Source organism: Streptacidiphilus jeojiense, from assembly GCF_000719095.1.
GTDB lineage: Bacteria > Actinomycetota > Actinomycetes > Streptomycetales > Streptomycetaceae > Streptacidiphilus > Streptacidiphilus jeojiensis.
The window spans coordinates 71,391-91,019 of the sequence record NZ_JOEH01000019.1; the positions used below are offsets into that span (position 1 = coordinate 71,391).

Sequence of the window (19,629 nt, forward strand, 5' to 3'; positions counted from 1 at the left end):
GCCGGATGCGCAGTGACGACTTCTCGCTCGCGCCGGCGCCCGCACGGGCCGGTGCGATGTTCGTGGGGGCGACCCGCTACTCCGGCCCCAGGGCGATCCTCGCCCTCGGCCCCGGCTGGCTGCGGATGGTCCGCGAGATGAAGCGGATGAAGGGCTACGTCTGGCACAAGGTCTACTGGCGCGCGCCCTTCACCCTGGGCACCATCGCCTTCTTCACCGACCGCGACGAACTGCTGAAGTTCGCCCGCAGCAACGCCCATGCCCGGCTGATGTGCTGGCTCACCGACGAGGGAACCGGACGGGCGACCGCCGGGTGGATCCGGATCTACACGGCTGACGCGCACGGCTACACCAACGGCGTCTGGCGCGCCGAGGACGGTGCGCTCGGCCATGTCGACACCTTCGCGCCGCTCAGCACCGAGACCGAACGCGGCCTGCCCGCCCGACCGGTGAAGCACCTGTGGAAGCCGTCATGACCTGGGCCGAGGACCTCCACGCGCTGGCACCGCTGGCCGCCCGGGCGCCGAGCCCGCACAACGCCCAGCCCTGGACGGTCGGCTACGGCCAGGACTCGCTGACGATCGGCTGGGACCCGACCCGCTCGCTGCCGGTCGGCGACCCCACCCGCCGGGACCTCTACCTCTGCCTCGGCGGCTACGTCGAGACCTGGCTGATCGCCGCCACTGACGCCGGGCTCAACGCCCGCGCCGAGATCGAGGTCGACGAGGCGGCCCGCACCGTGGCCCGGCTGCTCCCCGCGGACTCCCCCCATGCCACCGACTTCACCGCCGCCGACATCGCCGGACGTGCCTGCGCCCGGGGCGGGCACCGGGCCGGGCGGCTCGACCCGGAGCAAATCGCCAGAGCCGGGCTCCAACTGACCACCACGGGGCTGACCGAGCTGCCCGCCCAGGAGTTGGCCGGGCTCGCGGTCCGGGCCGACCGCAGGCTCTGGTCCGCCCCCGGGGTCGCCGCCGAGCTGCGCGACTGGCTGCGGCTGACTCCACGTCACCCCCGGTACTACCAGGACGGGTTGACCTACCAGGCACTGGCGATGTCGCGGGCCGAGGCGGTCGGCCTGCGCGCCGTCCTGGCCGCGCGGGCCAGCCGGCCGCTGGCGCCGCTGCTGGCGTCCACCCAGTCCGGGCTGCTGCGCGGCGAGGGCAGCGTGCTGGTCCTCAGCGGCAGCCCGGAGACGGCGGAGTCCATGGTCGGGGCCGGACGCGAGCTGCTGCGGGTCTGGTACGCGCTGGCGGCCCAGGGCATTTCGGTGCATCCGCTCAGCCAGCTGATCGACTGCCCGGAGACCGAGCGCGAGCTGCGCCGCCGTGTCGGCGCCCGGCCGCTCGCGGTGTTCCGGGCCGGGCACCCGGTCAGCCCGCCTCCGCGATCGGCCCGGCTGCCGTCGCCACCAGCCAGCCGGCCGTAGGCAGTTCGGCCTCGCCCCGGTCAACGCTGCCGGGTCCGACGGCATGCCGCCAGTCGCCGTCGGGGAGCGGCAGCCGGACCGGGTCCTCCCCCAGGCTGAGCGCCACCGCGAGGCTCTGCCGCCCGTCGCTCAGGGTGTAGACCAGGGTGGTGTTGGTCAGCAGCCGGACCGTGCTGCGGGCCCGGGTCAGCCAGGGGTGGCGCCGGCGCAGGCCGATCAGCTGCTGGTGCAGCCGCTGGTGCGCGGCGCCGTACGGGGCCAAGCCGCTCGGCAGGGGCGGGAAGGCCGGACGGACCGCGTCGTCCCCGCCCACCCGCTCCTCCTTGACCCCGCGGAACGCCTGCTCGTCGCCCGAGTAGACGGACGGGTGGCCGCCGAGGGTGAGCAGCACGGCGAGGGTCGGTGCCAGGTGCCGTTCGTCGGCCAGCCTGCTGGCGATCCGGGTCACGTCGTGGTTGCCGAGGAAGGTCATCGGGACGAAGGCGTCCAGCAGCGCGTTGTGCCGGTCCAGCGCCCAGGCCAGCTCGTAGAGGTTGCGGTCGTTGCAGGAGCTCCACAGCGCCTTCCAGAGCTCGTACTGGGTGACCGAGTCCAGGCCGCCCTTGTCCACGAAGGCCGCGTAGTCCCCGTGGATCACCTCGCCGACGAACCAGACGTCCGGGAAGCGGGCCCTGACCCGGTCGGTGACGGTGCGCCAGAACGCCTGCGGGACGGTGTAGGCGGCGTCCAGGCGCCAGCCGGCGATGCCGAGCTCCAGCCAGTGGCACATCACCTCCACCACGTGGTCGGCGACGGCGGGTTCCTCGTGGTTGAGCGCGACCAGCCGGTGGTGCCCCTCGAAGGTGCGGTAGTCGCCGGTGGCCGGGTCGACGGTGAACCAGGTGGCGTACCGGGAGTCCCGGCCGCGGGCGTCCACGTCGGCGAAGGCCGGGAAGCCCCGGCCGACGTGGTTGAACACGCCGTCGAGGACGATCCGCACCCCGCGCTCCGCGGCCTGGTCGACCAGCCGGCGCAGATCCTCCTCGGTGCCCAGCCGGGTGTCGATCCGCAGATGGTCAACGGTGTCGTAACCGTGCGTCTCCGAGGCGAAGACCGGCCCGAGCGCCAGGCCGTTGCAGCCGAGCCCGACCAGGTGGTCCAGCCAGTCGGCGATGTGGGACAGGCGGTGCACCGGCGGCGCGTCGGGCGGCAGCGCCTGCGGTTCGGCCCCGGTGAAGCCCAGCGGATAGACCTGCCACCAGATGGCGTGCTCGGACCAGCGCATGGCGGGTTCCCCCTCAGTGGGTCGTGGTTCGGTGGGCGGCCTCGGTGGAGCCGGGACCGTCCTCGGCCAGACGGTCCATCAGTGATGCTGCCAGTCGAAGCACTTCACGCTCGGTAGGCGTGAGCCCGCCGAGCGCGGCGGCCAGCCAGCGGTCCCGCTCGGCCATGTCGCGCGCCAGCGCCTCGCGGCCCGCCCCGGTGAGGGCCAGCACGAACTGGCGGCGGTCGCGTTCGTCACGCGAACGGGTGATCAGACCAGTCTGCTCCAGTTCCGCGAAGACCCGGGTCAGCGACTGGGGCTGCTGGTGCTCCGCCGCGGCGAGCTCGCCGGGCGTGGCGGGGCCGCTGCGGCGCAGCCGCGCCAGGACGCTGAGCTTGTTGACGCTCAGCGCCTCGGGCGAGCGGCCGGCCCGCATCTGCCGGGCCAGCCCGGTCACCGCCTGCCGGATCTCCGCCGCTGCGGCGGCCAGTTCCTCTGGTTCTCCCGTTGCCATATTGCTACGCTATCACTTACTAATTGACTACCGCCTACTCCATAGATTGGCTCAACTAAGGGCCACAACCGGCAAGAGGTCCTACGGCATGCTGAGTAAATCCGCGCGTCATGAGCTCCGGGCGACCGCGGCGGCGATGGCCGCCGTGCTCGCGAGCTACGGCAGCACGCTGCTGCTGGAGCACCTCGCGGAGCTGCGGATCGACGTCGTGGTGCTGTCGGTGGTGCTGTCGCTGACCCTGAGCAGGACGCAGCGCGGGGCGCCCGCCGCCGACCGACTGCTGGGTCTGGTACTGCTTCCGGTCGCGGCCTTCGCCGCCGAGGGGGTCGGCACCCTGGTCGACCGGCATCCCGACGCCGGGGACGCGCTGTTCGTGCTCTGCGTCTGCGCCACCGTCTGGATCCGGCGCTTCGGGCCGCATGCGGCCAGGATCGGCACCGTGGCGGTGCTGCCGTTGGTCTCGATCCTGGTGCTCCAGGGCCCGGTGGGCGCGCCCGCCGGGGTCGCGCATGCAGGCTGGGTCGCCCTGGTGGCCCTGATCGCGGCGGGCTGGGTGCTGGTGGTGCAGGTCGGGGCGTGGCGGATCGGCCTGGGCGAGCGGGCCTGGCCGGCTCGGCGGCCCGAGCCGGCCCCGCAGACCGCCCCGCAACCGGCGCCCGGGACCGCCGGAGCGCGCCGGCTGCGGCCCAGCACCCGGATGGCGCTGCAGATGGCCACCGCGCTCGGCGCGGCCTTCATGGTGGGCCGGTACGCCTACCCCGCGCACTGGACCTGGGTGGTGCTCACCGCGTTCATCGTCTGCAGCGGCGCCCGGGGGCGCGCCGACGTGGTGCACAAGGGCGTGCTGCGCGGTGCCGGCGCCGCCCTGGGCACCCTGGTGGCGACCTGGATCGCCGGGGACTTCGGGCCCGGCGACCGCACCCCGGTGGTGCTGATCTTCGTCGTCCTGGCACTGGCGACCTGGCTGCGGAAGACCAGTTACGCGTTCTGGGCGGCCGGGGTCACCTCGGTGCTGTCGCTGCTCTACGGCTACTTCGGGGAGAGCGCGCCGGCGCTGCTGCGGACCCGGCTGCTGGAGATCCTGATCGGTGCCGTCCTCGGGATCGCGGCCTCCTGGCTGGTGCTGCCGGTGCGCACCTCCCAGGTGCTGCGCCGGCGCACCGCGGACGCGCTGGCCGCGCTGTCGGAGCTGCTGCGGACGCTGGCCGCCGAGGGGCCGCCGCAGCCGGGTCTGCTCGCCCGCCGGCAGGCGGGGTTCGAGCACAGCGTGGCCCAGCTGGACCAGCTCGCACCGGCGCTGGAGGCCAAGCGGTTCCTGGAGCGGCGCCTGCTCCCGGCGCCCTACCAGGCGGACGCCGTCGACGCGGTACGCCGGTGCCTGGCACCGACCCGCGCCCTGGTCGCCTTCGCCGCGGCGAGCGACCCGGCGCAGCCCGCGCAGCTGGCCGCCGCCTTCGGGGAGATCGACGGGGAGCTGCGGCGCCTCTCCGCCTTCTTCGGCCCGGTTCCGGCCGCACCGGCCGGCCGGTAGCGGCCCGGCGCGGCCGGTAAGGGCCGGACTTACCCGATTCCTTCCGTCAGGGAGCGCTCGGCGAGGCCGACGCGGAGGCCGGGACCGAGGGCGCCGCGCCGGCGGACGGGTCGGCGGAACCGGTACTGCTCGGGGCGGTCACCACCGCGGCTCCGCTGGGCAGCGGCGCGGCCTTGGCCGCGTTGATCACCGTGTCGATCAGCTGCTGCTGGGTGGCCTTGGCACCGTTGCCGATGAGCACCGTGGGAACGGCGGGCGAGGCCTCCCCGGAGGTGGTCATGGTCAGCACCGGGGCACCGCTGTACCCGGCGGCGGTGAAGTCCTTCTGCGAGTCCTCCACCCACACCTTGTGGTTGCCCTTGTCCACGCAGCTGCGGAACACGTCGGTGTCCAGCGCCTTGACCTTCCTGGCCAGCGAGATCAGCTTGGAGTTCGAGGCGTAGGCGTCGTCGGTCGGATCCGCCGGCTGGTTCTCCAGCAGCACCTTGCGGTACTTGCCGAAGTCGTCGACCGAGGTGTCGACGGCGCAGCCCAGCGCGTTGCCCGCCTGCAGCGAGCCGGTGCCGCCGTGGGCCGCGTCCGCCCCGGTGAGCTCCCGGTACTCGACGTTGGCCGCCCCGGAGCCGACCAGCTGGGCCAGCGTGGCGTCGTACTGCTGGGCGAAGGCCAGCGAGGCCGGGTCGCGCATGTCCTCGTAGACGGTCAGGGTGACCGCCGCGTGGCCCCAGACCGGCACCGCGAGGTTCTTCGTCCCGGTGGCCGTGGTCGGCGGGCTGAGCGTCTTGGCCTTGTGGTCACGGACCAGCGCGCCGACGAAGCCGGCGGCCACGAACACCGCGACCACGCCGATCCCGGCCACCACCCAGCGACCGGTCGAACTGCGCCGCACCGTGTCGCCGGTGCTGACCGCACCCACCTGGTCCTGCTTCGTCCCGTCGACCGGCGGGACCTTGCCCTTGCTTGCGGAGCGCTTCACTCAGCCCCTCCTCGGGGTGTCCAGGCGCGAAGGCTCAGTGGCCACGGTTTCACGTGGGGGTGCGGGGGGTCGCCCCCCGGAAGAATGCAGCACCGGATTTCTCTTTCCTCGCCGTCCAGCCGTGCACCCGACAGGATGCCATGGTTGTACGGGAGTACTTCACGCGGGGACGCGGCAGGTCTGGGCATCCTTGAGCCGGTAGATCACCGTGCTGCCGTCGGTGCCCACCCGCTGGTAGTGCGCCGCCAGCAGGGCCCGCATCGGGGCGATGTACTTGGGGGCGTACGGCGCGCCGGCGGAGTCGTCCACGACCACCTCGGGCAGCTGTTCGGACATCTCCGCGTCGAAGGTCTTCCAGGCGTTGGCCATGCCGTCGGCCACGCCCACGCTCTCCGGGTCCCGGCCGCCGGCGTAGTTGGTGAGCAGGCCCGCGGTGAGGTAGCGGGTGGCCGGCTTGCGGTCCGCCAGCCAGTACATCTCCGGGTGCATGCCCCAGACCAGTACCGAGTCCTGCGGCTTGGTGTCCTTGGTGACCTCGGCGGCCACCGACTCGGCGTGCTGCAGCGGCTGGTGCGGCCACAGGAAGCCGAGGGCGACGAACGCGGCGCTGGCCGCGAGCGAGTACACCAGCACCGGCTTCCAGCGGGCCGCCCCACGGGCCACGGCGCCGACGCCGAGCAGCACCAGCGGCGGGATCAGCTGCAGGTAGTAGTGGCCGAAGAAGTGGAACCCGGTGATCACGCCGGCCACCGAGGATCCGAACCAGATCCACAGGTCGGCGTCCTCGCGCACCCGGCGCCAGCGCCGGGCCAGCGGGACCAGCAGCCCCAGCGCGGCGACGGCCAGGATCGCGGCGTTGCCGAAGGCCCGGCCGAGCATGTTCAGCCAGGCGCCGTCCAGGGAGGCGTACTCACTGCTGCCGGTGATCACCCAGAAGGCGAAGTTCTTGACCCCGGTGGAGAGCGCGATCACCGTCACCGGCAGTCCGAAGCCGAAGGCCAGCGCCGCCAGCGAGGTGCGCGGCCGGGAGCCACCCGGCCTGCGGCTGTCCTGGCGCAGCAGCCACAGCACGGCGAACAGCACGGCCCCGCCGGTCTGCTTGGTCAGCGAGGCGGCCGCCACGGCGGCCCCGGCCGGGCCCCAGCGGCGGTTCTGAGCGAACCAGAAGGCCGCGGCGGTGGCCGGCAGCATGAAGACCTCGAAGGTCGCCGCCTGGCTGTCCTCCGGCGACAGCCCGATGGACACCAGCAGGTAGAGCGCCCCGGCCGCGGCGCCGGCCCGGTTGCCCCAGCGCTTGCGGGCGATGGCGGCCAGCAGCACCGCGGTGGCCAGGTGCGCGCCGATGGCGAGCACCCGCAGCGGCCACAGCGAGGTCGAGCCGAAGAGGGCGAAGGCGCCCTCGTAGAGCCAGGGCAGCAGCGGCGGCTTGCGGTCCACGACGGTGTCGTAGAGCACCCCGCCGCCGGCCAGCATCCTGGCCTGGGTGGCGAGGTAGCCCTCGTCCGGGCTCCAGACCGTGCGGGCGAAGGACGGCAGATGGGTGAGCACGGCCAGGGCCCCGTACAGGGGCACCAGCCGGGCCCAGTAGCCCGTGCGGATCGCTTCGCGCGCCTGCGCGGCCAGGGCGCCCGGCGAGAGGCGGCCCAGCGGCAGAGCGGCTGAGCCGCCGTTCATCCTCAGCTCGGACGAGCGGCGGCGGTCCGGCGGCTGATTCGACACAGGAGCCACGCTACCCGCTCGCTCCACGTTCACGCAGGCGGGTTTACGGGTCGCGGTCGGGGCTCACACCTCGACGGCGGCCGTGACCTTGGCGACCACGCCGGCGACCCGCTCGGCGATCGCGGGCCCGGTGAGCCCGATCTGCTCCAGGATCTCGTTGCGGGAGGCGTGGTCCAGGAACTCCTGCGGGATGCCGAAGTCGCGCAGCGGCACGTCCACCCCGGCGTCCCGCAGCGCCTGCGCGATGGTCGCGCCGACACCGCCGACCCGGCCGTTGTCCTCGACGGTGACCACCACGCGGTGCTCGGCGGCCAGCCCCGGCAGGGCCGGGTCGACCGGCTTGACCCAGCGCGGGTCGACCACGGTGCTGCTGATGCCCTGGGCGGCCAGCAGGTCGGCGGCCTCCAGGCAGGTCGCGGCCATCGCGCCGACCGAGACCAGCAGCACGTCGGCGCGGACCGGTCCGACCGGCTCGCCGCTGTCGCGCAGCACGTCCATGCCGCCGATCCGGCCCACCGCCGGGATCGCCGGGCCGACGGTGCCCTTGGAGTAGCGGACCACGGTGGGCGCGTCGGAGACCGCCACCGCCTCCCGCAGCTGGGCCCGGAGCTGGTCGGCGTCGCGCGGCGCGGCCAGCCGCAGGCCGGGGACGACCTGAAGGATCGACATGTCCCACATGCCGTTGTGGCTGGCGCCGTCGGTGCCGGTGACCCCGGCCCGGTCCAGTACGAAGGTGACCCCGCTGCGGTGCAGTGCCACGTCCATCAGGACCTGGTCGAAGCACCGGTTGAGGAAGGTCGCGTAGACCGCCACCACGGGGTGCAGCCCACCGGTGGCCAGGCCGGCCGCGCTGACCGCGGCGTGCTGCTCGGCGATGCCGACGTCGTAGGTCCGCTCCGGGAACTCCTTGGCGAACGGGGCCAGGCCGACCGGGTGCAGCATCGCCGCGGTGATCGCCACCAGGTCGCCGCGCTCGCGGCCGAGCGCCACCATCTCCTCGCCGAAGACCGAGGTCCAGTCCTGCCCGGCGGTCTTCACCGGGAGGCCGGTGTCGGGGTGGATCACCCCCACGGCGTGGAAGCGGTCCTCCTCGTTCTGCTCGGCGGCGCGGTAGCCGCGGCCCTTCTGGGTCAGGCAGTGCACGATGACCGGGCCGCCGAAGCCCTTGGCGCGCTTCAGCGCCGACTCCAGCGCCTGCTCGTCGTGGCCGTCGATCGGGCCGATGTACTTCAGGCCCAGGTCCTCGAACATGCCCTGCGGCGCGATGAAGTCCTTGAGGCCCTTCTTGGCGCCGTGCAGGGTCTCGAAGATCTGCTGGCCGACCACCGGGGTGCGCTGCAGCGCGTCCTTGCCCCAGGTGAGGAAGCGCTCGTAGCCCTGGGTGGTGCGCAGGGTGGCCAGGTGGTTGGCCATGCCGCCGATGGTGGGCGAGTAGGAGCGCTCGTTGTCGTTGACCACGATGATCAGCGGACGTTCCTGCGCCTCGGCGATGTTGTTCAGCGCCTCCCAGGCCATCCCGCCGGTCAGCGCGCCGTCGCCGATCACCGCGACCACGCTGCGGTCCGTCAGCCCCTGCAGCTCGTTGGCCTTGGCCAGGCCGTCGGCATAGCCGAGCACGGTGGAGGCGTGCGAGTTCTCGATCACGTCGTGCTCGGACTCGGCCCTGGACGGGTAGCCGGACAAGCCGCCCTTGACCCGCAGCCGGGAGAAGTCCTGACGGCCCGTGAGCAGCTTGTGGACGTAGCTCTGGTGACCGGTGTCAAAGAGGACCCGGTCCTTCGGGGAGTCGAACACCCGGTGCAGAGCCAGCGTCAGCTCGACCACGCCGAGGTTGGGGCCGAGGTGGCCGCCCGTCTTGGACACCTCCTCGACCAGGAAGCCCCGGATCTCCTCGGCCAGGACGCTGAGCTGCCCCGGGGTGAGTCGGTCCAGGTCGCGGGGTCCCCGAATGCGGGTCAGCAGGGCCACCCGTTCCTCCTTGCGTCGTCGACTCCGCCGTCGTTGGACAGCAGAGAGACATGAGTCTAGTAGGGACTGCTCCGAACGGGGGCACCTGAGGTGCCGGGTGCCGTAGCGGGGTCCCCGGGCCCGGACATGCGACTGCCCGGCACCGGAGCGGTACGGTGCCGGGCAGTCAGCGTGGCGCGGGGAGAGAGACCCCGCACCCGCGGCCACCGGCCCGGTCCGGAGCGGACCTCCCCCTCAGAGGTCCGTCCCGGAGCAGTGGGGCCGGTGGAGCAGTTGGAGCGGCGAAGCCTCAGGCGCGGCCGGAGGACTTCTGGGTGCGGCGCGACAGCGAGTCGACGACCACGGCGGCCAGCAGCACGCCACCGGTGATCATGTACTGCACCGACTGCGCCTCGCCGAGCATGAACAGGCCGGCGTTGATGGACTCGATGACCAGCATGCCGAGCAGGGCCGACCAGACCTTGCCGCGCCCGCCGAAGAGGCTGGTGCCGCCGATGACCGCGGCCGCGATGGCCATCATCAGGTTGTTGGGGTCGGAACCGCCCTGGTTGGCGGAGCTGATGGTGGCGGAGATCACCAGGCCGCCGAGGGCGGCGAAGAAACCGGAGATGGCGTAGACCGAGATCCGGATCGCGGCGACGTTGATACCGGCGCGGCGGCTGGCCTCGATGTTGCCACCGACCGCGAAGATCTTCCGGCCGTAGCTGGTGCGACGCAGCACGAAGTCGCAGATGATCAGCGCGGCGAGGAAGAACACCAGGTTGTTCGGGACACCCTTGTGCAGGTTCAGCACGTAGGCGGAGCCGAAGGCGGCGATCGCCAGCACGACCGTGCGCAGCACGATCTCACTGGTGGGGCGGAACGGGACCTTGGCGCTGCGGCGGCGGCCCTGCTCACCGAGGCTGCTGAAGAGCAGCGCGGCCACGCCGACACCGGCGAGGATGTAGGCGCCGGCGATGTCGCCGTTGAGGAAGAAGCTGTTGCCGCCGAAGAGGTGGATCAGACCGGTGTCCGGCAGGTTGATGGTGCCGGTGTCGCCGAGCAGCCACAGCATCAGGCCGTTCCAGCCCAGGAAGCCGGCCAGGGTGACCACGAAGGCCGGCACGCCGATCTTGGCGAAGACGAAGCCGTGGATCGCGCCGATGACGGCGCCGGTGGCCAGCGCCGCGATGGTGGCCAGCCAGAGGTTGACCCCGTGGGTGACCGAGAGCACCGCGAAGATGGCCGCGGACAGACCGCTGACCGAGCCGACCGACAGGTCGATCTCACCCAGCAGCAGCACGAACACCAGGCCGATGGAGAGCGTGCCGATGCCCACCATGTAGTAGGCGATGTACTCGAAGTTGGACGCGGAGAGGAAGTTGCCGTTGGACGCGGCGAAGGCGGCCCAGATCACGATCAGGCCGATGATCACGGGCAGCGAGCCGAGCTCACCACCACGGATCTTGCGCTTGAACTCGCTGATGTAGCCGGAGAAGCCCTGCTCGCGGACGAGCAGTCGCGGGTCGATGGCCTGCTCCACCGCGGGGGCCGGGGCGTCGATGTTGTTGCTCACTTGGTGGCCTCCGCCGTGCGGCTCTGGCGTCGGGTCACCGCGTTGTCGGTGGCACCGGTGATCGCGGCGATGATGGTTTCCTGGGTGGTCCCGTGGACCGGGAACGTCCCGTTGTTCTTCCCGAGGCGCAGCACGGCGACCCGGTCCGCGACCGCGCGGACGTCGACCATGTTGTGGCTGATCAGGATGACGCCGAGGCCGCGCTCACGCAGCCGCTCGACCAGGTCGAGGACCTGGGCGGTCTGCTCGACGCCGAGGGCGGCGGTGGGCTCGTCCAGGATGACGACCTTGGGGTCGCCGATCAGCGAACGGGCGATGGCCACCACCTGGCGCTGGCCGCCGGAGAGGCTGGCGACCGGGATGCGCACGCTGGGTATGCGGATGGACAGGGTGCTGAGCAGCTCCTGCGCCTTCTGCTCCATGGTGACCTCGTCCAGGGTCCCGCGGCGCTTCAACTCGCGGCCCAGGTAGAGGTTGTTGACGACGTCCAGGTTGTCGCAGAGCGCCAGGTCCTGGTAGACGGTGGCGACGCCGAGGTGCTGGGCGTCCTGCGGCCGGTTGATGGAGACCGACCTGCCCTCCCACTCGATGACGCCGTCGTCGATCGGGTGAACGCCCGCGATCGTCTTGACCAGGGTGGACTTACCGGCGCCGTTGTCACCGACCAGGGCGACCACCTCACCGGCGTGGACCTCCAGCTCGACGTCCGTCAGAACCTGGACGGCGCCGAAGCGCTTGGAGACCCCGCGCAACGCCAGTACGGGTGCGCTTGTCACGTAAACCAACTCCTTAACCACCCGGTGCCTCGGGTGGGTTGCCGCGCCGTCCCGGGCGCAGACGGGTATGCGAAACACGAACTTTCCGGGGCCCGGGACCCCGAAACCCCCGCGGACCGGATCCGGCAGCACGGGCTGATGGCCCGTCAACTGCCCATGGTCCCGCGCCGAGCCCCGCGCGGGAATCCTTCCGGCTGGTGGCCGGGGTCGGATGTCCCGCGCGGGGCGATCGGACTGGGTGCTGCTCGACTACTGCTGCTTACTGGATGCCGGCAGCGGTGCAGGCGGCCTTGTAGGCCGCGGTGCAGATGTCGCTGGCGGACCACAGGGCGTCCTTGACCACGGTCGACTCGACGTTGGCCTTGGTGACCAGCTGCGGGGTCAGCAGGTCCGAGGGGACGCTGTCGCCGGAGCCGCTGGTCTTGGTGGTGGTGGCGACCGAGGTGATGCTGGTGCCGTTCAGCAGGTCGACCGCGAGGGTGGCGGCGGCGTCGGCCTCGGGCTTGTACGCCTTGTAGACGGTGTAGGCCTGGGTGCCGGAGATGATCCGCTGGATCGCGTCGAGCTGGGCGTCCTGGCCACCGATCGGCAGGTTGGAGATGCCCGCGTTCTTCATCGAGGTGACGATACCGGCGGCCATGCCGTCGTTGGCCGAGTAGAAGCCGGCGATGTTCTTGGCGCCGATCTGGTTGATCGCGGCGGAGGCCTTCTGCGCGGCGACGTCAGCCTTCCACAGACCCGAGGCGTCGTAGGCGATGGTGACCTTGCCCTTGACCGCGGCCTGGAAGCCGGACTTGAAGTCGGCGGCGTTGGGGTCGGCCGAGTCGCCGTCGATCTCGACGATCTTGGCGGACGGGGTGGCCTTGGAGCCGAGGGCGTCCAGCAGGCCCTGGCCCTGAAGGGTACCGACGGCCACGTTGTCGAAGGAGACGTAGGCCGAGACCGGACCCTGGGCGAGGCGGTCGTACGCGATGACCTTGATGCCCTTGTCCACGGCCGCCTGGACCGAGGACTTGATCGCGGCCGAGTCCTGCGCGTCGATGATGAGGACCTTGACGCCGGCGTTGATCATGGTGGTGACCTGCTGCGCCTGGGTGGCGGCGCTGCCCGCGGCGTTGTTGTACTGCACCGTGGCGTTGGGAGCGAGCTCCTTGATCTTCGCCTCGATCAGCGGCTTGTCGAACTTCTCGTAGCGGGTGGTCTGGTTCTCCGGGAGAAGCAGACCGATGGTGCCGGTGCCGCTGGCGGCGGTGGAGCCGGTCGCGGCAGCCGAAGTGGTGGAGGAGCTGGAGCTGCTTCCGGCCTTGCCACAAGCAGCCATACCGAGCGCCATCGAGACTGCAGCAGTCGCGACGACAGTGCGGCGAAGAGAAGTGTTCATCGTGTGGGGTGCCTCCCTGACGCGGTCGCCACTTTGCGACCGAGGTGTGAGGGAGTCAACCTCCCTGGTGAGGCTGGCGTCAATAAGTAAATCCTCACCACCTGCAATCCGAACCTTTTCGTTATCTTCCTGAAGGCACGACCGCAACAGAACGGGCCGAATCCCTACCGTCGGTGGCCGGCAATGCCCCAGAGTCACCCATCTCCGACATGACCAGCGCCAATGCCCCGAGGACCTCGGCCCGGCCGCCCAACGTGCCCGGGACCACCGACAGCTGCCGCGCCGCGCTGGGGATGGCGTAGCGGGCCACGGACTCCCGGATCGGGTCCAGCACCAGGTCACCGGCCTCCGCCAGGTCGCCGCCGAGGATCACCCGACGCGGGTTCAGCAGGTTGCAGAGGTTGGCGACACCGGTGCCGATCTGCCGCCCCACGTCGGCCAGCACCCGGCGGCAGCCCAGGTCGCCGCGCTGAGCCAGCTGGACCACCTTGGAGAGGGTCAGATCGGTGCCGTGACTGCTGCTCAGCAGGTTCAGGACATGACGGGAGCCGACGAAGGTCTCCAGGCAGCCGCGGTTGCCGCAGCGGCACACCGGGCCGGACTCGTCCAGGGTGATGTGCCCGATCTCACCGGCCGTGCCGCCCGGTCCGCGGTAGATCTGACCCGAGATCACCAGGCCCGCGCCGACACCGCTGGCGACCTTGATGTAGGCCAGGTCGGACAGGCCCCGGCCGGCCCCCCAGACCAGCTCGCCGAGCGCGCCCAGGTTGGCGTCGTTGTCGACGTAGACGGGCATCCCCAGGCGGCTGGAGAGCTCGCGCCCGGGGGCGATGCCGGTCCAGCCCGGGAGGATCGCGGTGGAGCCCAGGGCCCCGGTCTCGCCGTCGATCGGCCCGGGCACGCCGAGGCCGACCCCGATCACCTTGTCGGGGCGGAAGCCGGTCTGCTCCAGCAGCCGGGCCACCAGTTGCTCGGCCCGGCCGAAACCCTGGTCCGCCGAGGCGTCGGTGTCCAGCGGCTCGCTCTCCTCGGCCAGCACCCGGTGGGCCAGGTTGCCCACCGCCACCCGGAGGTGCGAGTGGCCGAAGTCGACGCCCACCACGATCCCGGCGTCGGCGCTCAGCGAGACGCTGCGGGCCCGTCGGCCGCCGGAGGAGGTCGGGGTGACCACGACCGTGCCGACATCCTTCAGTTCCCGCACGATGTTGGACACAGTGGCGGCCGACAGGCCGGTGGTCCTGGCGATCTCGGCCTGGGTCAGTGAGCCGGCCATCCGGACCGCTCTCAGCACCCGTTCCAGATTGGCCCGATGCAGAGAGGACTGCGATCCTGGCGTGTCCACGGACATGTTCCACCCTCCCAGGACCTGGCGACCCGACCGTCCACCAGGGCCCGCCGCGACGTTGCGGCCAAGCTCAGTTACAACTTATGAAGCCTAAGCTCAGCCAATGGGGCGATGTCACGTCAAGACTGAAGGCCGATCGTTGCGAAACCTATGCCGCGATGGGGTGGGATTGGGATGGTTTGCCCAGCCGGATTCTTTGCTCTCGCTCAGGGTCAGTCGACCGAGCGGACGTTCCGCACCAGCACCCCGCCCAGCACCGTGACCACCGCCGTGGCCAGATAGAGCGCGGTGTAGCCGCCGAGCCAGGCCACGATCGGAGCGGCCAGGGCCGGCGCGAGCACCTGCGGACCCGAGTTGGCGACATTGATCACACCCAGGTCCTTGGCCCGGTCCAGGGCGGCCGGCAGCACCTGGGTCACCAGCGCCTGGTCCACCGCGAGGTAGACGCCGAATCCCGCGCCCAGGACCGCGGCGGCCGCCATCGCCGCCGTCCAGGTGTGGACGAAGGCGAGCAGCACCGCCGCCACCGCCATCACCGCGCAGCTGATCAGGACAAAGGGCTTGCGCCGTCCGCGCCGGTCGGAGATCCGGCCGACCGGGACCGCGGTCAGTGCGGCGAACAGCGTGTAGATCACGGTGAGGATCAGCACGCCGGTGCCGGGGTCGCCGTAGTGCACCGAGTCGGTCAGGTAGAAGAGCAGGTAGAGCGTCCCCAGGGCGTTCCCGAGGTTGATCAGGAAGCGGGTCAGCCAGGCCCAGGCGAAGTCCGGGTGGGCCCGGGGGCTGATCCACAGCCCGGCCAGGATCCCGCGCAGGTCCAGGGCGGGGCGCAGCGCGCGCGGCAGCACCGGCTCGGGGAAGCGCAGCACGAAGGGCAGTGCCAGCGCCACCGTGAGCAGCGCCAGGCTGCCGTAGCCGGACCAGACCCCGGTGAACAGCAGCGTGGTCAGCAGGGCCCCGAGGACCAGCCCGAAGGACTGCATGATCCCGGTCCAGCCGGAGACCTCGGCCCGCTGCTCGACCGGGACGGTGTCGGCGACCGGGGTGGTGACCCCGGCCAGCATCCCGTTCAGCCCCGCCTGCGCGAGGCACCAGCCGAGGGCCACGCCCAGCACCGAGTGCTGGGCGGCGGTGACGGCGAGTCCGGCCGCCCCGGCCAGGGCCCCGCCCACGATCCAGGGGCGGCGCCGCCCCCAGCGGCTCAGGGTGCGGTCCGACAGGGCACCGGCGAGCGGGTTGGCGACCACGGCGATCAGCGCCCCGGCCCCGGTGACCCAGGCCAGCGCCGTCGACTTGTGCGCCGGGTCGATGTGTTCGAGCTGCAGCGGCAGCAGGATCTGGATCGGCGTCATGAAGGCCATGAACACCGCCAGGGTGGACAGGCTCAGCGAAGCGGTCCAGGCCGGCCGGACCCGGACGACGGGTTCGCCGAGGCCGGCGGGGCCCGGGGCACCGGACCCGTCGAGCGGCGCGTCCACACTGAGCTCGGGCATCTGCACTCCCACCCACCGCGCATGGAACGTGAGTCGATCTCACATTTGTGCGGAGTGTAGTGGCGGGCCGGAGCGCTGGGAAGGTTTCAGCCGCTGCGGTGTCGGGAGATGCGGTGTTCGGCGATGCGGTCGCGGTACCAGGCGTAGGACGCCTTGGGCGTCCGCACCAGCGTCTCGAAGTCCACGTGGACCAGCCCGAAGCGCTGGTGGTAGCCCTCGGCCCATTCGAAGTTGTCCAGCAGCGACCAGGTGAAGTAGCCGCGGACGTCCACGCCCCGGGCGACGGCCTCGGCCACCGCGTCGATGTGGTCGCGCAGGTAGTCGATCCTGGCCCGGTCGTCGACCGCGCCGTCCAGCAGCTCGTCCGGCTGCGAGCAGCCGTTCTCGGTGATCCATAGCGGCGGCAGCGCGTCGCCGTAGCGCTCCGCGGTGCCCACCAGCAGTTCGGTCAGCCCGTCCGGCACCACCGGCCAGCCGAAGGCGGTGCGCCGGTACGGTCCGGCGGGCGCGACCGGCTCCACCGGCTCCGCCAGGTCGAAGGGCAGCAGGGCGTCCGGGGTCTCCGGCGCCTTGACCCAGGTCGGGTTGTAGTAGTTGAGGCCCAGGCCGTCGATCGGTGCGGCGATGGCCTCCAGGTCGCCGTCCCTGACCAGGCCGCCCCAACCGGGGTCGGTCAGACCGTAGCCGGACAGGTCGGGATAGCGGCCGAGCAGCAGCGGGTCGTTGAACAGCCGGTTGTGCAGGTTGTCGTAGGCCTCGGCGGCGGCGCGGTCCGCCTCGGTGTCGCCGGCCACCCGGACCGGTGTGCAGTTGTTGGCGATCAGCACCTCCTCGGCGCCGTACCGGCGCAGCTCGGCGACGGCCAGTCCGTGGCCCAGCAACTGGTGGTGCGCCACCGGGAGGGCGTCCAGCATCAGCGCGCGGCCCGGGGCGTGGATGCCGAAGGCGTAGCCGTACACCATGTGCACAAAGGGCTCGTTGAGGGTGATCCAGCGCCTGACCCGGTCGGCGAGGCGTTCGGCGACGACCGCCGCGTACTCGGCGAACCGGTATGCGGTGTCGCGGTTCAGCCAGCCGTTCTGCTGCTCCAGCGCCTGCGGCAGGTCCCAGTGGAACAGCGTGGGGGTGGGCGCGATCCCGGCCGCCAGCAGCTCGTCCACCAGTCGGTCGTAGAAGTCGAGACCGGCCTGGTTGACGGCGCCGGAACCGGTCGGCAGGATCCGCGGCCAGGAGACCGAGAAGCGGTAGGCGTCCAGGCCGAGGCCCTTCATCAGCGCCACGTCCTCGGGGAAGCGGTGGTAGTGGTCGCAGGCGGTGTCGCCGGTGTGGCCGTCGCGCACCGCGTCCGGGCGCCGGGTGAAGGTGTCCCAGACCGAATCGCCCTTGCCGTCCTCATGGGCGGCGCCCTCGATCTGGTAGGCGGCGGTGGAGGCACCCCAGGTGAACGAGGCGGGAAGCTGCGGCATGGGCGGTCCACTCCTTGCGGGGGGCGGTGGCTGGCGACGGGGTGAACATGAGCTTCACTCGCATTTCATGCTCGCCAACGCTACACCCGATCCGGCAGAGTGGGGGCATGCAGACCGCAGTACGCCGCCGCCCCGTCCAGCGCCGCAGCCTGGAGCGCTTCGAGCGGATCCTGGACTCCTGCGCCGAACTCCTGGACGAGGTCGGCTACACCGGCCTGACCACCAAGGAGGTGGCGCGCCGTGCACAGGTGCCGATCGGCACCCTGTACCAGTTCTTCCCCGGCGTCGAGGGTCTGCTCGGCGCGCTGGCCGAGCGCAATCTGGAGCACTTCACCGACCGGCTCTCCCGCCGGGTGGAGGCCGAGAAGCCCGCGCACGCGGGCACGCTGGTCGACCTCGCGGTGGAGGAGTACGTGGCCATGCACCGCGCCGTCCCCGGCTTCGGCGTGGTGGACTTCGGCGCCATCGGCATCACCGAGGACGAGCAGAACCTGCATCTGCTGGACGACGTGCTCGACAACAACTCGGCCGTGGCCGACCGGCTCTGGAGCTTCGCCGCCGACCTGCTGGGCACCGGCGCCGACCGTCCCGACCCGCGGCTCTCCCTCCGGGTCGCGCTGGAGTGCGCGGACGCCGTGCTCCGACTGGCCTTCCGCACCGATCCCGAGGGCGACCCGGCCCTGATCGCCGAGTGCAAGCGCCTGCTCCGCGGCTACCTCTCCTGACGCGGTGACAGACGGTGCCCGCCGCGCGGATCTCCGCACGGCGGGCACCCTTCAGTTGTTCAACCGTCAGAAGCCGGTGTTCAGCCCCTTGTTGAGGGCGGACATCAGGTCACCGGTGGCGGTGTCGTTGTCCAGCGACCAGGCCATCACTCCGCCGAGGCCGAGCCAGCGGGAGTAGGCGGCCTTGGACTCCAGCACCTGCGGGGTGTCGTAGCTGTAGAAGGACTGGGTGGCCGCGTCGTACTTGGTGCTGGCGCCGGTGACCCAGTTGTAGTGCAGCGTGCCCGGGGTGTTCACCAGGGTGTTGTACGGGATGCTGCCCAGGGTGCCGGTGGCCGGCTGGTACAGGCCGTTGTTCTTGGCGCCGACCCCGCTCCAGCCGTAGCCGTAGAAGGGCGTGCCGAGCACGATCTTCTTCGCCGGGACGCCGTGGCTGAGGTAGTCGCCCAGCACGCCGTCGATGCTGTAGTTGAGGTCGCCGGCCTTGGCCGGGTCGTTGGGGGCCTGGTGCAGGTTGGCGGCGTCGTTGGTCGGCCCGGTCGCCTCCCAGCTCCCGTGGAAGTCGTAGGCCATCAGGTTGAACCAGTCCACCGCCTTGGCGGCCTGGGGCAGTTCGAGCTGGGCGATCTTGGGACGGCCGGCCGCGGTGTCGGCGGTCAGCAGGTAGTGCTTCCCGGTCTGCTTGCCCAGCGCGTCCAGCTGCTTGCGGAACTCCTGCAGCAGCAGGGTGAAGTTGTGGCCGTCCTGCGGGCTGGCCTGGTTGCCGTCGTTGCCGCCGCCGCCCGGGTACTCCCAGTCGATGTCGATGCCGTCGAAGATGTTCGCCGCCGCGCCCTGACCGCCGTTGACACCGTCCAGCACCGGCAGGTCGCCCTTGATGAACTGGTCGATGCAGGAGGAGACCAGCTTGGCCCGGGACTCCGGGGTGGCCGCCGCGCTGGAGAAGTAGGCCGACCAGGTCCAGCCGCCCAGGGTGATCATCGGGTGCAGCTGCGGGTACTTGGCCTTGAGCTCGCGGAGCTGGTTGAAGTTGCCCTTCAGCGGCTGGTCGGCGGTGTCGGCGACGCCGTCGACCGCCTCGTCGGCGCCGACCGGGCGCTGGTAGTCGGCCCAGGCGTCGCCCTGTCCGGCCTGGTTGGCCTCGAAGCAGGTGCCGTCCGAACCGACGTTGCCGAAGGCGTAGTTGAGGGTGGTGAGCTTCGCGGCCTGGCCGCTGGTGTCGACCTTCTTGGCCGAGAAGCCGCTGTAGATGGACCACTGGGTGAAGAAGCCGACCCGCTGGCCCACCAGGGCCGGTGACGAGGAATGGGCGGAGGCGCTGGGGCCGGCGGCGAGAACGGTGCCGGTGGCCAGCGCGAGAACGGTGAGCAGCCCGGTGGCCTTGTGGCCGGAGACGGACAGACGCATGAGCGACCCTCTCAGGGGGTGAGCAGCGCAAAATTGGTCTGGACCAAGTGAAGAATAGGTATAGGCCAATAAACAGGCTCTGCACAAGGGGTGAGAGGAAA

The 19,629-nt window shown here is 71.5% G+C and carries 16 protein-coding genes; 4 read left to right on the forward strand and 12 right to left on the reverse strand.

The window, feature by feature from the left end; translation table 11 throughout:
* The first annotated feature begins 5 nt into the window (after positions 1 to 5).
* Together IF29_RS0124515 and IF29_RS0124520 are read left to right on the forward strand one after the other, a co-directional pair.
* A complete protein-coding gene (locus IF29_RS0124515; RefSeq protein WP_051725875.1) occupies positions 6 to 476 on the forward strand; it encodes a hypothetical protein in 471 nt (156 codons plus the stop codon).
* Complete coding sequence (locus tag IF29_RS0124520; protein ID WP_037596454.1) at positions 473 to 1,429, forward strand: nitroreductase family protein; 957 nt, start codon at positions 473 to 475, stop codon at positions 1,427 to 1,429. The genes IF29_RS0124515 and IF29_RS0124520 overlap by 4 nt, the downstream gene beginning before the upstream one ends.
* Here the strand turns inward: IF29_RS0124520 and IF29_RS0124525 are convergent.
* Entirely contained in the window at positions 1,374 to 2,693 is a 1,320-nt protein-coding gene (locus IF29_RS0124525) for an alpha-amylase family protein (protein WP_030258871.1), read from the reverse strand. The genes IF29_RS0124520 and IF29_RS0124525 overlap by 56 nt on opposite strands.
* Before the next feature lie 13 nt (positions 2,694 to 2,706).
* Positions 2,707 to 3,186: a MarR family winged helix-turn-helix transcriptional regulator gene (locus tag IF29_RS0124530; protein WP_051725878.1), complete on the reverse strand. Its 480-nt coding sequence runs from the start codon at positions 3,184 to 3,186 to the stop codon at positions 2,707 to 2,709.
* Between the two features lie 88 nt (positions 3,187 to 3,274).
* On the opposite strand from IF29_RS0124530, the gene IF29_RS48595 reads away from it, so the two are divergent.
* Positions 3,275 to 4,717 carry an FUSC family protein gene (locus tag IF29_RS48595; protein WP_157623911.1) on the forward strand — a complete coding sequence of 481 codons (1,443 nt, stop codon included), beginning with the start codon at positions 3,275 to 3,277 and terminating at the stop codon, positions 4,715 to 4,717.
* A 46-nt stretch (positions 4,718 to 4,763) separates the two neighbouring features.
* Here the strand turns inward: IF29_RS48595 and IF29_RS43825 are convergent, their stop codons facing one another.
* The 9 genes from IF29_RS43825 to IF29_RS0124580 all read right to left on the reverse strand — a co-directional run bounded on the left by IF29_RS43825 (position 4,764) and on the right by IF29_RS0124580 (position 17,396).
* Positions 4,764 to 5,693 (reverse strand): thioredoxin domain-containing protein, encoded by a 930-nt coding sequence (locus IF29_RS43825; RefSeq protein WP_051725880.1) that lies wholly within the window; start codon positions 5,691 to 5,693, stop codon positions 4,764 to 4,766.
* A gap of 159 nt (positions 5,694 to 5,852) precedes the next feature.
* Positions 5,853 to 7,412: an ArnT family glycosyltransferase gene (locus IF29_RS0124545; protein ID WP_232242420.1), complete on the reverse strand. Its 1,560-nt coding sequence runs from the start codon at positions 7,410 to 7,412 to the stop codon at positions 5,853 to 5,855.
* Positions 7,413 to 7,475: 63 nt separating this feature from the next.
* The gene (gene dxs, locus IF29_RS0124550; protein ID WP_030258883.1) at positions 7,476 to 9,380 is read right to left on the reverse strand and encodes a 1-deoxy-D-xylulose-5-phosphate synthase; all 1,905 of its coding nucleotides are present in this window, start codon (positions 9,378 to 9,380) and stop codon (positions 7,476 to 7,478) included.
* A 289-nt stretch (positions 9,381 to 9,669) separates the two neighbouring features.
* Positions 9,670 to 10,935, reverse strand: coding sequence for a sugar ABC transporter permease (locus IF29_RS0124555; RefSeq protein ID WP_051725882.1), 1,266 nt, complete (start codon positions 10,933 to 10,935; stop codon positions 9,670 to 9,672).
* The gene (locus IF29_RS0124560; RefSeq protein WP_030258887.1) at positions 10,932 to 11,711 is read right to left on the reverse strand and encodes an ATP-binding cassette domain-containing protein; all 780 of its coding nucleotides are present in this window, start codon (positions 11,709 to 11,711) and stop codon (positions 10,932 to 10,934) included. The genes IF29_RS0124555 and IF29_RS0124560 overlap by 4 nt, the downstream gene beginning before the upstream one ends.
* A gap of 259 nt (positions 11,712 to 11,970) precedes the next feature.
* A complete protein-coding gene (locus tag IF29_RS0124565) occupies positions 11,971 to 13,092 on the reverse strand; it encodes a sugar ABC transporter substrate-binding protein (RefSeq protein WP_030258889.1) in 1,122 nt (373 codons plus the stop codon).
* A gap of 121 nt (positions 13,093 to 13,213) precedes the next feature.
* Positions 13,214 to 14,434 (reverse strand): ROK family transcriptional regulator, encoded by a 1,221-nt coding sequence (locus IF29_RS0124570; protein WP_030258891.1) that lies wholly within the window; start codon positions 14,432 to 14,434, stop codon positions 13,214 to 13,216.
* Positions 14,435 to 14,649: 215 nt separating this feature from the next.
* The gene (locus IF29_RS0124575; RefSeq protein ID WP_030258892.1) at positions 14,650 to 15,930 is read right to left on the reverse strand and encodes an MFS transporter; all 1,281 of its coding nucleotides are present in this window, start codon (positions 15,928 to 15,930) and stop codon (positions 14,650 to 14,652) included.
* Positions 15,931 to 16,016: 86 nt separating this feature from the next.
* Positions 16,017 to 17,396 (reverse strand): GH1 family beta-glucosidase, encoded by a 1,380-nt coding sequence (locus IF29_RS0124580; RefSeq protein WP_030258893.1) that lies wholly within the window; start codon positions 17,394 to 17,396, stop codon positions 16,017 to 16,019.
* A 107-nt stretch (positions 17,397 to 17,503) separates the two neighbouring features.
* Between IF29_RS0124580 and IF29_RS0124585 the strand changes: the two genes are divergently transcribed.
* Entirely contained in the window at positions 17,504 to 18,121 is a 618-nt protein-coding gene (locus IF29_RS0124585) for a TetR/AcrR family transcriptional regulator (protein WP_030258894.1), read from the forward strand.
* 66 nt (positions 18,122 to 18,187) lie between these two features.
* Here IF29_RS0124585 and IF29_RS0124590 read toward each other — a convergent pair whose 3' ends face one another.
* Positions 18,188 to 19,528 (reverse strand): glycoside hydrolase family 18 protein, encoded by a 1,341-nt coding sequence (locus IF29_RS0124590; protein WP_030258895.1) that lies wholly within the window; start codon positions 19,526 to 19,528, stop codon positions 18,188 to 18,190.
* Between the last annotated feature and the right edge of the window lie 101 nt (positions 19,529 to 19,629).

Coding starts and splice junctions, on each gene's coding strand:
- IF29_RS0124515 (WP_051725875.1), top strand. CDS start 6: ATGCGCAGTGACGACTTCTCGCTCGCGCCGGCGCCCGCACGGGCCGGT.
- IF29_RS0124520 (WP_037596454.1), top strand. CDS start 473: ATGACCTGGGCCGAGGACCTCCACGCGCTGGCACCGCTGGCCGCCCGG.
- IF29_RS0124525 (WP_030258871.1), bottom strand. CDS start 2,693: ATGCGCTGGTCCGAGCACGCCATCTGGTGGCAGGTCTATCCGCTGGGC.
- IF29_RS0124530 (WP_051725878.1), bottom strand. CDS start 3,186: ATGGCAACGGGAGAACCAGAGGAACTGGCCGCCGCAGCGGCGGAGATC.
- IF29_RS48595 (WP_157623911.1), top strand. CDS start 3,275: ATGCTGAGTAAATCCGCGCGTCATGAGCTCCGGGCGACCGCGGCGGCG.
- IF29_RS0124565 (WP_030258889.1), bottom strand. CDS start 13,092: ATGAACACTTCTCTTCGCCGCACTGTCGTCGCGACTGCTGCAGTCTCG.
- IF29_RS0124575 (WP_030258892.1), bottom strand. CDS start 15,930: ATGCCCGAGCTCAGTGTGGACGCGCCGCTCGACGGGTCCGGTGCCCCG.
- IF29_RS0124580 (WP_030258893.1), bottom strand. CDS start 17,396: ATGCCGCAGCTTCCCGCCTCGTTCACCTGGGGTGCCTCCACCGCCGCC.
- IF29_RS0124585 (WP_030258894.1), top strand. CDS start 17,504: ATGCAGACCGCAGTACGCCGCCGCCCCGTCCAGCGCCGCAGCCTGGAG.
- IF29_RS0124590 (WP_030258895.1), bottom strand. CDS start 19,528: ATGCGTCTGTCCGTCTCCGGCCACAAGGCCACCGGGCTGCTCACCGTT.